Origin of the sequence: Crateriforma conspicua (genome assembly GCF_007752935.1) — a bacterium.
Classification (GTDB): domain Bacteria; phylum Planctomycetota; class Planctomycetia; order Pirellulales; family Pirellulaceae; genus Crateriforma; species Crateriforma conspicua.
Map to the genome: position 1 here is coordinate 2,249,323 of NZ_CP036319.1, position 14,826 is coordinate 2,264,148.

General features: G+C 59.5%; 9 protein-coding genes. 6 read left to right on the plus strand and 3 right to left on the minus strand.

The window, feature by feature from the left end:
- The first annotated feature begins 5 nt into the window (after positions 1-5).
- A complete protein-coding gene (locus tag Mal65_RS08720) occupies positions 6-1,739 on the plus strand; it encodes a sulfatase-like hydrolase/transferase (RefSeq protein WP_145296093.1) in 1,734 nt (577 codons plus the stop codon).
- 48 nt (positions 1,740-1,787) lie between these two features.
- On the opposite strand, the gene ilvB is transcribed toward Mal65_RS08720, so the two are convergent.
- On the minus strand, positions 1,788-3,587 hold the full coding sequence (gene ilvB, locus Mal65_RS08725) for a biosynthetic-type acetolactate synthase large subunit (protein WP_145296096.1): 1,800 nt from the start codon (positions 3,585-3,587) through the stop codon (positions 1,788-1,790).
- A gap of 391 nt (positions 3,588-3,978) precedes the next feature.
- Between ilvB and Mal65_RS08730 the strand changes: the two genes are divergently transcribed.
- The 3 genes from Mal65_RS08730 to Mal65_RS08740 all read left to right on the plus strand — a co-directional run bounded on the left by Mal65_RS08730 (position 3,979) and on the right by Mal65_RS08740 (position 8,328).
- Complete coding sequence (locus Mal65_RS08730) at positions 3,979-4,368, plus strand: fluoride efflux transporter FluC (RefSeq protein WP_145296099.1); 390 nt, start codon at positions 3,979-3,981, stop codon at positions 4,366-4,368.
- A complete protein-coding gene (locus Mal65_RS08735; protein ID WP_145296102.1) occupies positions 4,365-7,355 on the plus strand; it encodes a hypothetical protein in 2,991 nt (996 codons plus the stop codon). Before Mal65_RS08730 ends, Mal65_RS08735 begins: the two co-directional genes overlap by 4 nt.
- A 100-nt stretch (positions 7,356-7,455) precedes the next feature.
- Positions 7,456-8,328 (plus strand): universal stress protein, encoded by an 873-nt coding sequence (locus tag Mal65_RS08740; protein ID WP_145296105.1) that lies wholly within the window; start codon positions 7,456-7,458, stop codon positions 8,326-8,328.
- 47 nt (positions 8,329-8,375) lie between these two features.
- Here Mal65_RS08740 and Mal65_RS08745 read toward each other — a convergent pair whose 3' ends face one another.
- Positions 8,376-9,134: an AraC family transcriptional regulator gene (locus Mal65_RS08745; RefSeq protein ID WP_145296108.1), complete on the minus strand. Its 759-nt coding sequence runs from the start codon at positions 9,132-9,134 to the stop codon at positions 8,376-8,378.
- A gap of 234 nt (positions 9,135-9,368) precedes the next feature.
- Between Mal65_RS08745 and Mal65_RS08750 the strand changes: the two genes are divergently transcribed.
- Together Mal65_RS08750 and Mal65_RS08755 are read left to right on the plus strand one after the other, a co-directional pair.
- Positions 9,369-12,566, plus strand: a complete 3,198-nt coding sequence (locus tag Mal65_RS08750; RefSeq protein WP_196784697.1) for a DUF1553 domain-containing protein — start codon at positions 9,369-9,371, stop codon at positions 12,564-12,566.
- Between the two features lie 2 nt (positions 12,567-12,568).
- Positions 12,569-14,008, plus strand: a complete 1,440-nt coding sequence (locus tag Mal65_RS08755) for a DUF1501 domain-containing protein (RefSeq protein WP_196784698.1) — start codon at positions 12,569-12,571, stop codon at positions 14,006-14,008.
- A gap of 92 nt (positions 14,009-14,100) precedes the next feature.
- On the opposite strand, the gene Mal65_RS08760 is transcribed toward Mal65_RS08755, so the two are convergent.
- Complete coding sequence (locus Mal65_RS08760) at positions 14,101-14,547, minus strand: response regulator (protein WP_145296113.1); 447 nt, start codon at positions 14,545-14,547, stop codon at positions 14,101-14,103.
- Positions 14,548-14,826 lie beyond the last annotated feature (279 nt).

Genomic DNA, 14,826 nt, shown 5'->3' on the forward strand with positions numbered 1-14,826 from the left:
CGCCGATGAAAATTGCTTCGTTTTTGAATCTGTGGCTTTTGGGTTGGGCATTCACGACCTGTTGTTTGGGAGGCCGATCGGTTGAAGCAGCGCGGCCGAACGTTCTGTTTATCGCCGTTGATGATTTGAATGATTGGATCGGCTGTCTGGGCGGACATCCGCAAACGTTGACGCCGAATATCGACCGCCTGGCGGCCAGCGGCCAGTTATTCAGTAACGCTCATTGTCCCGCACCGGCATGCAATCCGTCGCGTGGTGCGATTTTGTCGGGCATCTCGCCGCACGTGTCGGGGCTGTATGACAATCGACAAAAGATGCGCCAGATGATGCCCGACGCCGAATTGTTGCCCAAGTACTTTTCACGTCACGGGTATTGGTCGGCCGGATCTGGAAAGATCTTGCATTACTTCACCGATGCCGATTCGTGGGACGATTATTTTCCACCCAAGGAAACCGAAAATCCGTTCCCACGCACGTTCTATCCCAAGAATCGTCCGGTCAGTTTGCCTGTTGGTGGACCTTGGCAGTACATCGAAACCGACTGGGCGGCGCTGGATGTGACAGGCGAAGCATTTGGCGGTGATTGGTCGGTTTCCGAGTGGATCGGGCAGCAGCTTTCCAGGCAACACGATCAGGCATTCTTTTTGGCTTGTGGGATTTACCGACCACATGAACCCTGGTTTGTACCGGAAAAATACTTTCGGCCGTTTCTGTTGGACGACATTCAGTTGCCGCCGGGGTATCGCGAAGACGATCTGGATGATCTGCCACCGTCAGGCAAGTCGCGTGGACCGAATCGCTACTTCGCACACATTCGCAAGCATGGGCAATGGAAGCGGGCGATTCAAGGTTATCTGGCATCGATCCATTTTGCCGATGCGATGGTCGGTCGAGTGTTGGACGCTTTGGCGAACGGTCCGAATCGAGACAACACGATCGTCGTTTTGTGGAGCGATCATGGTTGGCACTTGGGTGAAAAGCATCACTGGCAAAAGTACACAGGTTGGCGCGTCTGCACTCTTGTTCCGTTGATCGTGCGTGTTCCGGCGGGCGTTTCGGCTTTGCCCGATGGAACGCGGGCCGGTGCGGTGTGCAGTCGTCCGGTGAACTTGCTTAGCCTTTATCCCACACTGACGGACTTGGCCGGGCTGCCAGCGAAAGAAGGCAATGATGGACCGAGTCTGGTGCCACTTTTGAAGGATCCACAGTCCGATTGGCCCCATGCGTCGCTGACCTTCCTGAACCGACCCGGAAATCTGGCAATCAGCGGTGAACGCTGGCGGTACATCCGGTATGGCAACGGCGACCACGAGTTGTACGACATCGCGAAGGATCCCCATGAATGGGAGAACCTTGCGGAACGCCCCGAGCACAACGCAGAAATCCGGCGGCTGCAGCAATTCGTGCCTGAAACCTTCGCGAATTACCGAAGTGACAACACCGCGTCATTGCCTGTACTTTCCTGGAACCCGATCGGCGACGGAGCGTTGCCCGAATCAAAGCCGGGCGAGGCCACGGTTGACGTGATCATTGCCAACCGTGCGGGGCAACCGGTCGATGTCTGGTGGATCGACGCCGAGGGCCGGGCGCGGTCGTTCGGAACGCTGGAGGCCGGGTGGCAGAAGGCTTTCGGCACGCATCCGGGAACCGTTTTGCATGTCCAAACCATCGACGGCAAAACGATCGGATACTTCATCGTCGATGACCAGCCATCGCTTGCCATGATTCCGGCATTGTGAATGAGCGGTCGGTCACCGACGAGTGATCTGTTTTTGCCGCCAGTCGGCTTATTCCAGGATGATGTCGTCGACGGTGTGACCGCCGGGGATCATCGGCAAGACGTGTTCTTGGTAGGGGACTTCGACGTCCAGCAAGAACGGACCCTTGTATTCGATCATCTCGCGAATGGCCGATTCCAGGTCCGCTTTCTTGCGAACCGTTGCGGCGCCACAGCCATAGCCTTTGGCGATTTGGACGAAATTCGGATAGCGTTCTTTGGCGTATTCGAAGCGGTCCGCGTCACTCTTGCCCTTGGCTTCGTCGTGGTGAATCGGTCCCAGGTAAGTGTGGGCGCGATTGCGGTCCATGAATCGGTCTTCCCACTGAACGACCATGCCCAAGTGTTGGTTGTTCAGCAAGAACACTTTGACGGGCAGTTCTTCGCAGAAGCACGTCGCCAATTCTTGGATGTTCATCTGGAAACTGCCGTCGCCGTCGATGTCGATGACCAGGGCGTCGGGATGTGCCGCTTGAACGCCCATCGCCGCGGGCAGGCCAAAGCCCATGGTGCCAAGGCCGCTGCTGGACATGAACGTCCGCGGGCGACGGAACTTATAGAACTGTGCCGCCCACATTTGGTGTTGGCCGACGCCCACGCTGATGTAGGTGTTCATGTCGGCGGTGACATCGCTGAGCGTTTTGATGGCGTGCTGTTGCAGGATGCCGTCAAACGAATCGTCGTACGTCAGCGGGTACTTGGCTTTCAGTTCGCTGCAGTGGTCGCGCCACGGATCGATTTCACAGTGTTGAACGATCTCGTTCATTTGGACCAGGAAGCGTTTGACATCGCCGCGGACCGGGATGTGGGCTTCCTTGTTCTTGTTCAACTCGGATCCGTCGATATCGACGTGAATGATCTTGGCGTCTTTGGCGAACGCTTCGACCTTGCCCGTCACTCGGTCGTCGAACCGCACGCCCAAGGCGATCAACAGGTCACAGTCGCGAACGGCATAGTTGGCGTAGGCCGAACCGTGCATGCCCAGCCAGTCCATCGACAGCGGGTCGGCCGGATCGACCGCACCGATGCCCATGATGGTGGTCACCACGGGGATACCGCTTTGGCGGATGAATTGGCGAAGTTCTTCGCTGGCGTTGCCCAGGATGATGCCGCCACCGGCGTAGATGACCGGACGTCGTGAAAGCTTGATCGCCGCGTTGATTTGGCGGATCGTTTCGGACGGGATTTCCGGCGGTGTGGGTTCATAGCCGGGCAGATCCATTTCCGGATCCAGGTCCAATTCCGCGGTCGTCAGTTGGACGTCCTTGGGCATGTCGACCAAGACCGGTCCGGGGCGTCCGGTGGTCGCGATGTGGAAGGCTTCCTTCATGATCCGCGGCAGGTCGGCCAGGTCGGTCACCAAGTAGTGATGCTTGGTGATTCCGCGGCAGATTTCCGCCATGGGCGTTTCCTGGAACGCGTCACTGCCGATCATCCCGGTGGGGACTTGGCCGGTGATGCAGACCATCGGAATGCTGTCCAGTTTGGCATCGGCGATCGCGGTGACCAGGTTGGTCGCGCCGGGGCCGCTGGTGGCCATGGCGACGCCGACTTTGCCGGTGCTGCGGGCGTAACCTTGGGCGGCGAACGCGCCGCCCTGTTCGTGTCGGGGCAGGATCGTCCGTAAATCGACGCCGAAACGGGTCAGCGATTGGTGCATCGGCATGCTGCATCCGCCGGGGTAGGCGAACAGCGTATCGACGCCCTGATCGACCAGCGATTTGACCAAAATATCGGCGCCGTTCATCACGGGGGCGTCGGCTGGCTTGGATCCGCTGGTGGCGGACGAATCTGAATCAACGGTGCTCATGGACAATCCGGTCAGTCCGAAGTGGTGCGTTTAGCGAATTGGCGCGTCAAAACACGACATCCGCGGCAAAGACTCGGTCGTTGGGCCCGCAAACTGACATTGTCCTGGGCCGCGGAAATATCGAATCTTTGGGGCCGTCGCGATGAATACGAGACGATCCGGACGCGGGTCCGGAGGCGTCGCGTGCCGGGGCATGTTGTGATTGCACACGTCCGGCTGGTGTTCTAGTGTCCGCTGGGCCCGGCCGGGTTCGCGGCTGTCGGTCGGACAAAACACGCAGATGCCCCGATTGGCGGGCCGACAACGGGATCGGCCGCGGCGATAACGCCGCTCTCGTTGCTAACGTAAATTCGTGACACCACTTAGGCAATGCGTAAAACGGCCCCAGACCATGACAACTTGGATGAATCTCGGTGCAATTGCCGCAGGCGGCGCCGTCGGCGCGACCTGTCGCTATTTGGTGACCGTCGCCGCGATGGCGGTTCCGGGCGGGTCATCCCTGTGGGGGACCACGATCGTCAACGTGCTGGGCTGCGGTTTGCTGGGCGGATTGGCCGAATTCAGCCTGATTCACGGGAATTTGCCGCCCGCGATCGCGCTTGCCCTGCGAGTCGGTTTTTTGGGCAGTTTAACCACCTTTTCCACTTTCGCAGCCGAATCGGCGGCCACCGCGGGCGAAGGTCGTTTGGGCGTCGCGTCGGTCTATGTGTTGACGAATCTATTGGTCGGCTGGGCGGTGTTGCTGGGAAGCGCGTCGATGGTACGAGGCTGGATGTCGTGAAGGTTTCAAGAAGATGGTATTCGCCGGCCACGTCGGTGTTGGCCGACTCCATTTCGCGAAGCGGTCAGGTCCACCGCATTTTGTGGGTGGTCTGTTTTGCCCTCGTCCTAGCCGTTGCCGGATCGGTCCAGGCACAGCGTGTTTGTCGGTTTCCCGATTACAGTGCCGTCGACGTCCTGCGTGAAGAATCGCGGCTGAACGCGGTGGCCGTGTCGCCCGATGGGCAAATTAGCGTGACCGTCGGTGACCGAGGCGTGATTTTGCGCTCGGCCGATCGTGGCCAGACATGGGCTCTGGTGGAATCGTCCACGCGGGCTCGGCTGGATGACGTGACCGTGGTTTCGGCCGACCTGTGGGTGGCCGTCGGCGGGTTTGACGACCCGGTGACCGGCATCAGCCGCGGTGTCGTGATCAGGTCGACCGATGGCGGCCGGTCTTGGTCACGCGGCATCGATGGCGATCTTCCACGCCTGAGACAAGTCGAATTTGATGCGGCACGTCGTTGTTTGGTCGCCGATGGCCGGTTCAGTTTTGCCGATCTGACCGACCGCTTTGAAAGCTACGACGGCGGGCGGCAATGGCAGGGTGCGGCGGCAACCGCACCGGACGTCCAAGGTTCGTTCAAACGTGCCGCGAAGACGCCGATCGTCGACGGACCGGCCGACGGCGTCGCTCGCGCGTCGGTAACGATCGCAGACCGCAATGGCGATCGCAGGCGGGAAGAACAGATTGCCGTCGGCGATCACGGTCGAATTTGGCGACGCCGCGTACCGTCGACCGCGGGCGAAACCGCCGATGGCATTTTTTCTGGTGACGATGCGACGGCGACCGGTGCTTGGCAACCAGTCCATGGCGACGCGCGCCGCACTGCAATTCTGATTGTCACCACCGACCGCATTCAAACGCCCTGGAGGCTGATCGCCAGCGAAACGCTGCAGTCGGGCCAGCGAACGACTGTTTTGTGGTGGGATGAAAACTCGGCGGACCAGGCGTCGAACGCAAGCGAGCGTTTGGCGGACTTGGATCGATTCCATGACGCGGTTGTACAAATGGGCGGTGGCGGCGTTGATTATCAACCGGCTGTCCGGCCGTCTGGTTCCGCCGACGATGCCTCGCATTCCGGGTGGATCAACACTTGGCTGCGTCGTCATCGCCCGGCGGTGTTGGTGATCGACCGTCACATGTCACGAGCGGTGCGTCAGGCATGGTTGCACGCTGCCGTGAAAGCTCAGGTGCAACGCGTTGTCGACTGTCAGTACGGCACGTCGGGTGACACGCTGATGCATGCCGGGGCGTTGTACCCGCGGCTGGGTGTCGTTGCCTGCGATTTGCAGAACGATGCATGGATGACACTGGGCCCCGATGCGGCGATCAGCGCGGGGGCGTCGGGCGAACTGGATCACTTGGCTTTGCGATGGTTGTACGACGCTCGAGGTTCTATGGTGCCTGGTGAAAGCATTGCGTCTGGTCTGCCGCTGTCGTCGGGTTTCCGGATCGCCGCCGGGTTGCCGACCGCTTCGCGACGTGACGTCCAGATCGCACAGGCACGGATCGGGCTGACCCGCAAGGTGGAAGCCTTGTTGGGGCTGTCCGATAACGGTGACGGGGCATCGATGCCCGCCGGCCGGCAATCGATGCAGGGAACCTTGAACCAACAATTGGATGCCCTGGTATCGCAATTCGATTCCGATGATCGCTTGGCGGTGTTGTGGCGATTGTATCGCCGGGCAACCGATGCATCGGGAAGGTCCGGGCCCGTTCGGCCGGTCGATCCGGGGGAATCACAGCGAATCCTTTTGGACCAAATCGCAAGCCGTTTTCCGTCACAAAGTGTCGGACAGTGGGCGGCCTTGCGGTCCAAAGTGCTGGCGGCCAGCCAGGAACGAAGCATGCTGGCCGCGGCTTCCCTGCCGGCGTTCTTGACCGAGCCGTCCGACGATCGGCCCCGGCATTCGGTCGAGGTGGTTCGATCGTCGCCCTTTCAAACCGAAAGCATCCAGCCAAGCGAACCCCAGCAATCGGACCAGTCGATCGGCGGTATCGATTCGCCTTTTCAAGTGGAACGAACGCGATGGAAGGGCAAGGCAACGCTGGGGACCTTGGGCCAATTCGGTGAAGCGGTGTTTCCGGGATCGCGCGACAGCGATATCGCAACGTCATCCAAGGAACCGGGAGCCGTTGATTTGCAGTGGGAATTTCATCCCTGGCGGCTGTGGCTGAAACGGCCGGGCGGGTGTTTGGACACCGATGCCCAATCCGACACGTCGACTGAAATTGAAAACGTGGATGCCGCGATCGCCGATGCACCAAAATCCGTCCCCGCCGGCGATTCGTTATCACCGGGGCTGCAGCGTTTGGCGATGGCCGATCGGACGAACGGCTGGGGCGAATTGCTGACCCGTGCGACGATGGTCGCCCCCGTGGCGGTCACCCCGAAGCGTCCTTGGTTGGATGGTCGCTTGGACGACGCGTGTTGGCAGGGGGCGGTGGAAACCCAACGTGACGGCGTTCGATTTCGCTTCGCCAGTGACGACGAGTTCATTTTTATCGCGGTGGTTTGCGACGAAGCAACGCACATCGGTTCCGGCGGATCAACTCCGGTGCAAGCTTCGGTTTCAACGGGACCCGCCGATTCCGCCAAACGCCGCGACCATGATTTGTCGCAACGGCCGCACTTGGAATTGCGTCTGGACGTCGATGGGGACCTGACGACGGCTTACCGGATCGCGATGACGGCCGATCGGCACACGTTCGACGGCGTCGACGGCATGTCGGGGTGGCAGCCGACTTGGTTTTATGCCAGCGAAGCGGACGACAGCGGTGTCACATTCGAGATCGCAATCCGACGCAACGATTTGCAACGCGACGGCGAAGCCACGGATGTCTGGTTCGCTCAAGTCCGCTGGGCCCTGCCCGGTGCATCACACCGCGATCGTCTGTTGCCACGGCCAACGGATTGGGTGCGTTTACGTTGGCTGGTGCCATAGCGTTGTGCCGCGTCTGTTAGAATAGGGTTCCGCAGAATCGTGCGGACGATTGCGGCTTGATGTGCATGATTGTTGGTGGACGCCAAAGGCGGGTGACGCGATGAAGATTCTGATTGCTGTGGACGGTTCCCCCGATTCGATGGAAGCGGTGAAGGCGATCGGTCGCCTGACGGAAAAGACGCCGTCACAGATTTTGCTGGCCACGGTGGTCAATCCACCGGAGGTTCCGATCGACGCATCGGCCGACTTGTGGGTGCCTCAGTTGTTGCAACAACAGGAGGAATTGGCGGCGTCGACGTTGGACAACGCGGCGGCCCTGTTGGCCGGTCACGACCATGTGACGACCAAGACCTGCACCGGGCATGTGACCCATTCCATTTTGGACACCGCCGACGAATACGGTGCGGACTTGATCGTCATCGGTGCGGTCGGGCATTCGGCCGTTGCCCGCATCGTTTTGGGCAGCGTCAGCGACGACGTGGCCACTCATGCCAAGCAAAGCGTTTTGGTGTATCGACGTAGCGAAGGGTTCGCCGCCGGTGGGAACGACTTGCGTGTCACCGTCGCCTATGACGGATCCGATTCATCGGAAAAGGCGTTGGTTGATTTTGCCAACGTCGATTGGTCCGGAGACGCCATCGTCAATGTGGTCTCGGTGGCATCCCGGTTGGAAATGTTCGGTCAAGAAATCACACCCGCGGCGATCGAAGAATCTGCCAAACGGCGTACCGATGCCAAGCGTTTGGCCGTCGTGGGGGCCGAGCGTTTGAAGAAGCACGTCGCCACCGTTGCCGCGACGATGATGGAATCGGACCACATCGGCGAAGGCATCATGAAAGCGGCCGCCGAACACAACAGCGGTTTGATCGTGGTGGGCGACAAAGGACACGGCTTTGTTGCCCGTCTGTTAATGGGCAGCACGTCACGCTATGTGTTGCGGCACGCCACGCAGTCCGTTTTGATCGCTCGCTGAAGCCCTGCCCAAAAACTTGAATCACCGCGGCCCAGAAGCACCCGGCATCATTCGCCTTTGGGAACGACCGCGTTTTCACCGTACTGTCGTCGATATTTCGTCGGCGACACATTCATGATGCGTTGAAAGCTGCGGCTGAAATGGGCGTGGTCATAAAAGCCGCAACGTTGTGCGATGTTGGAAACGCTGTGGTCGGTCTGCCGCAACATCTTGGTCGCCTGTTCGATGCGAATGCGGATCAGATATTGTCGCGGTGATGTCCCAAAAGCCAATCGAAACCGTCGTTCAAAATGGCTGACCGACAACCCCGACATCTCCGCTAGTTGGTCGCTGGTCACGTGCCGATCAAAGTGCTGGTGAAGGTATTCCATCACGTCACCCAGCGCATCGGCGGTGCCCGATTGCATGCGTTCGATTTGGCGTGAACACCCCGCCACGCCGATGACTTTGCCACTTTGATCGCGCAGCGGGATCTTGGTCGTTGCAACCAAACGCGGCGAACCCACGTCCTCCGGGGCGCTCTCGATCCGGTTGATGATGGGCTTGCCCGACTTCATCACGCGGCGGTCGTCGTCGCGGTATTCGTCGGCGCGGACCTTGGGAAAAAAGTCATGGTCGGTTTTGCCGATCACGTCGTCCGCCGACGTCACGCCACAGTATTCGCATCCGCGGCGGTTCAGCGACACGAATCGGCCCCGCCGGTCTTTGACGAAAAACGAGACGTCGGGCAGTCGGTCGAACAGGGCCAAGATTTGATCCGCCGGCAGACGCTGCAAAAAGGCGTCGCGAAAGTCAGTGTTTTTCATGCCGTAAAATTACACGGCAATGGTTTTCCGGTGCAAGACGTTTGGTCGCACCCCGGATAGGTTTGTCTTCACAGCCGATGGTCGGGACCGCCGCAATACAGGTCATCGTCCCGCGGATCGGCCAATGTACCCCAAATCCGACCCGTTTCTTGCGGCTTCAGCGGTATCGTCCGTTCGACCGGCGAAACCGGTTTTCCGATTGTTTCCCCACTTCGGCCCTTTGACCCGATGCCAATGTTTTTGAATTCATCCGGCACCGCGGCGCACGGCGCAGCGATCGTGTTGCTGATTGCCACATTCGGATCCGTTTCGATGGCGGAAACGCCGTCGACGGAGATCGATTTTGCACGTGACGTGCGGCCGATTCTTTCGGACAAATGCAACTATTGCCACGGACCGGACGACGCCAACCGCCAAGCCGGTTTGCGGTTGGACCGGCGTGAAGATGCCGAGTACGTGTTGGAATCGGGCGACCTGATCGACCGCATCACCAGCGACGATCCTGACATGCGGATGCCGCCGCCGGAATCCAAGTTGACTCTGTCCGATGCCGACGTCGATACGCTGCGACGCTGGATCGACCAAGGCGCGCCTTATGCCAAACACTGGTCGTTTCAACCGTTGCCCGGCACCGTCGATGTCCCGGCCGTGCAAGACGATGACTGGTCCCGCAATCCGATCGATCGGTTTGTCGTCGCTCGTTTGGAAAAAGCCGGCTTGTCGCCCGCCGATCCCGCGTCTCACACGCGTTGGCTGCGCCGCGTCACGTTCGACTTGACCGGGTTACCGCCGACGGCCGATCAGATCACACGTTTTATCGAAGCTTGCAAACACGACGCGGACGCCGCCTATCGTGATGCGGTCGATCGATTGCTGCAGTCGCGGTCCTTCGGCGAACACATGGCGATCGGATGGTTGGACTTGGCCCGGTACGCCGATTCGTACGGATATCAGTCCGACAAGTTGAACACGCAGTGGCCGTATCGCGATTGGGTCGTCCGTGCCTTCAACGAAAACCTGCCGTACGATGATTTTCTGACATGGCAGTTGGCGGGGGACCTGTTGGAAAACCCGACGACCGATCAACGGTTGGCCACCGCTTTCAATCGCATCCACCGATTGAACAACGAGGGCGGCGCGGTGTTCGAAGAATGGCGGGTGGAAAACGTCGCCGACCGCGTACACACCTTCGGAACCGCGGTGTTGGGGCTGACGATGGAATGTTGCCGCTGTCACGATCACAAATATGATCCGCTGCCGATGCGTGACTATTACGCGTTGTCGGCGTTCTTCAACAGCATTGACGAATCCGGCGTGTACGACCGGACGGCCAAAGTGCCCTGCCCGTCGATGCTGTTGCCCACCGAGGAACAGGCGGTTGCACTGGAGCAGGCCAAGCGGGACGCCGACCAGCGTCTGGAAGAATATCGCCGGTTGGTCGAACAGGCCCGCGATCGTCCGACGCAAGAAAAGCAAGGCATCACGCCACCGGCCGAGCTGCCCGATCTGAAGGTTGCGTTGTCGTTCGATCGTGACTTTAACAATTCGATGAAGGAGATCTACCACCCGTCGGAAAACGATCGGGGTTGGACGTCGATGCCCGACTTGGTGGCCGTTGAAGGATCCGAGATTCCCACCTTGCCGGAATCCCAGGCGGCGGACTTGGCCGATTACAAAGGCGAAACGACGCGACGTGCGTTGTCGTTGGACGGCCAGCGAGGCGTGACGGTACACGGCGTCGATCCGCTGGATCGCTGGACGCCGTTTTCGGTGGTGGTGACGCTGCGGGAAACTGAACGTTCGCCGCTTCGCAGCCTGATCGTTCACCACACCCGTGGGACCGACTGTGGATACAACGGATGGGATTTAACGATCGTTGACGGTCATGTCGAATCGCGGATGTATCGCGTTTGGCCGGGCAACGCGATCGGTGTTCGCACCGTCGATCCGATCCCCGCAGACGTTTGGCACCAGTTGTCGGCGACGTATGACGGTTCGTCGGATGCCGAAGGGCTGCGGCTGTATCTGAACGGTGTGCCATTGCCCACGAGGGTGCTGCGAAATGACATCAAGAAAAGCAGCAATGTCAAAGTCGATCATGGCGGCGAATTTGTGGTCGGCCAGCGATTCCGGGCGCGTGGGCTGACCGGTGGATTGATCGACGATGTTCGATTGTACCAGCGACAGTTGACTGCACCGGAGCTGGGTTATCTGGCCACCGGGCGATGGGAAGGCGACTTGGCCGACGTCTATGTTTCGGCATTGGATTCGGAGTGTCGTGATGCGATGGGGCGACTGACGAAGGCTCGCCAAGCGGTTGTGATGGCCGAAGAAGCAATGAACGAAATTCCGATCATGCAGGAATGGGACACGCCGCGCGAAACCCACTTGCTGGCTCGTGGACAATACGACGCCCCGACCGACGATTCCACGCGGGTGCAACGTGACGTTCCCACAGCGATCGAATTGCCGTGGTTCGACCAATGGCCGCAGGATCGTCTGGGGCTGGCACGCTGGGTGACGCATCCGAATCATCCGCTGACGGCGCGGGTGGCGGTGAATCATCTGTGGTCGCGTTTCTTTTCGGCACCCTTGGTGCGGACGCCGGAAAATTTTGGCCTGCAGGGTGAACTGCCCACGCATCCGGAATTGCTGGACTGGTTGGCACGCGACTTTGTCGACAACGGTTGGGACGTCCAGCGGTTGTGCCGGCAAATCGTTTTGTCAGCCACCTATTGCCAGGATTCCGTGCCGGACAAGAAGACGATGGAAGTGGATCCGGAGAATCGGTTGCTGTCACGAGGTCCGGCCCACCGATACAGCGGCGAACAAATCCGCGACTTGGCGTTGGCCGCATCGGGTTTGATGGACCGCCAGTTGGGCGGGCCGCCGGTGTCGCCCTACCAACCGGGCAAGGACTTGTGGAAAGAGTCCAACGGGATGTCGCCGCCGTACCAGCAATCGGTGGGCGAATCGCTGTATCGACGATCGTTGTATTCGGTTTGGAAGCGGACGGTGCCATTGCCCAACATGATGGCCTTTGACGCAACGACACGTGAAGTCTGCACGGTGGTGCGGTCGCGAACGAACACTCCGCTGCAAGCATTGGTGTTGTTGAACGACGTTCAGTTTGTCGAAGCTTCGCGCGTTTTGGCCCAAGACGTCTTGGGGGCCGAAGATTCTGGTGATGCCGTTGCTGCCGCGTTCCTGCGCCTGGCCGGTCGTGATGCGGATCAGGAAGAGCTGCAGTTGCTGATGACACTTTTGGATGATGAACGTCGACACTATGCCGACCATCCCAAAGCAGCCGAACAGTTGATTTCGATCGGTGATTCGGCTGTGGACGCAACGGCGGATCCGATCGAATTAGCCGCCATGACCACCGTTTGTCAGGCGATTTTGAATTTAGATGCCACGATATGGAAACGATAAAGATGCCTTTTGAATCATCCCAGGCGACCGGTGTGAACCGGCGCGTGTTTTTCCGGCGTGGCGCGACGGGAATCGGTGTCGCCGCGTTGGCTCAACTGCTGAACCAGTCCGATTCCGCCGGTGCTCCCACGCCTGGCGTCGGCGGCGGATTGCATCATCCGGCGAAAGCCAAACGCGTGATCTATCTGTTCCAGTCCGGCGGTCCGGCTCAGCAGGATTTGTTCGATTACAAGCCGATGCTGAATGAGATGAACGGCAAGGAATTGCCGTCGTCGGTGCGTGGCGAACAACGGTTGACGGGAATGTCGGCCAATCAATCTTCGTTGCCGATGGCCGGGTCGCAGTTCAAATTCCAGCAATACGGCAAATCGGGGGCCTGGTTAAGCGAACTGTTGCCCCACCACCGTAACATCGTGGATGACGTTTGCTTCGTCCGTTCGATGTACACCGAAGCGATCAATCACGATCCGGCGATCACGTTTTTTCAAACCGGATCGCAGATCGCGGGGCGTCCGTCGTTGGGCGCTTGGCTTTCTTACGGACTGGGAAGCGAAAACGCGGACCTGCCGGCCTTCATCGTGTTGGTTTCGGCCAACCAGGGCGGGCAACCTTTGTATGCACGACTGTGGGGCAACGGGTTCTTGGATTCGCGTCACCAGGGTGTGCAGTTTCGTGGCGGCACCGATCCGGTGCTGTACTTGTCCAATCCGGCCGGTGTTTCGCCACTGCGACGTCGTGCCCAACTGGACGCGATCGCCCAATTGAACCGGCACCAATTTGCCAAAGAACTGGATCCGGAAATCGAATCGCGTATCGCACAATATGAAATGGCGTATCGCATGCAGACCAGCGTGCCTGATGCGACCGATTTTTCGGACGAACCGGAATCAACCTTCGACATGTATGGCGAAGACGCACGCAAGCCGGGGACGTTCGCGTCGAACTGTTTGTTGGCCCGGCGTCTGGCCGAACGGGATGTGCGTTTTATCCAGCTGTATCACCAAGGCTGGGACCAGCATTCGAATTTGCCCAAACAGATTCGCGGACAAGCGTCCGAAACCGATCAAGCGTCTGCGGCGTTGGTCAAGGATTTGAAGCAACGCGGTTTGCTGGACGACACGCTGGTGATTTGGGGCGGCGAATTCGGACGAACTTCGTATTCCCAAGGCACACTGACGGCCACCAACTATGGGCGCGATCACCATCCGCGTTGCTTCACGATGTGGATGGCGGGTGGCGGGATCAAACCCGGCATGACCTACGGTGCGACCGATGAATTTGGATACAACGTCACCGAAAATCCCGTCCACGTTCACGACTTCAACGCCACGTTGTTGCACCTGATGGGCATCGATCACGAACGTTTGACGTTCAAGTATCAAGGGCGCCGTTTCCGATTGACCGATGTTCATGGCCACGTGGTCGACGACATCTTGGCTTAGCAGTGATCGGTTTGCCGGCGCGCGATGTCCGCACGCGGTATCGGCAACGGGGCACGGCGCGACCATGCCCCGGGGGGCGACCGAGATGACCGTTACAGTTCGTCGGGCAAACGCACGACGCGCACCCAAAAGTCTTTCAGCGATTGGACGATGCTGAAGAACTGGGCCGCATCGACGGGTTTGACGATGTAGGCTTCGTTGCTTAGACCGAAAGCATCCAGCACATCCGTTTCAAAATCGGACGTGGTCAAGATCACCACCGCGATTTGTTTCAGGTCGTCGTCTTGTTGGATTTCCCGCAAGACTTCGCGACCGTCCATCCGCGGCATGTTCAGGTCCAGCAGAATCAGATCGGGACGCAATCGGTCGGCGTACTTGCCTTCACCCCGCAAATACTCCATCGCTTCCACCCCGTCGACGACCCGATTCAGCGTGTTGGCGATCTTGCCACGCTTCAACGCACGCGTCGTCAATTCCGCATCGGCGTCACTGTCTTCGACCAGCAGGATGTCAATCGGTTTGGCGAGCGGTTCGGTCATCGGTGAAATTGGACAAGGTCGTCTTGCAAGATCGCACACCGTTGTATCGCGGACCCGGGGGCGGACCGCATGGGGGCGATATTGGGCGGAACAGGAATCGAGGGGGACTAGGTATATCGGACGTTGTTTGGCCGGGCAACGCAATGCACGCGTCGTCGCGGAAAGCAAAACGCAGAACAACGGCTAAAAATGCAGCCGGAATCGCGGTTCAAGTGACACCGGCCCCCCAGCTATACTCGCCGCGGAAATCCCATTTGTATGAAGTATTCGTCGTGGCCG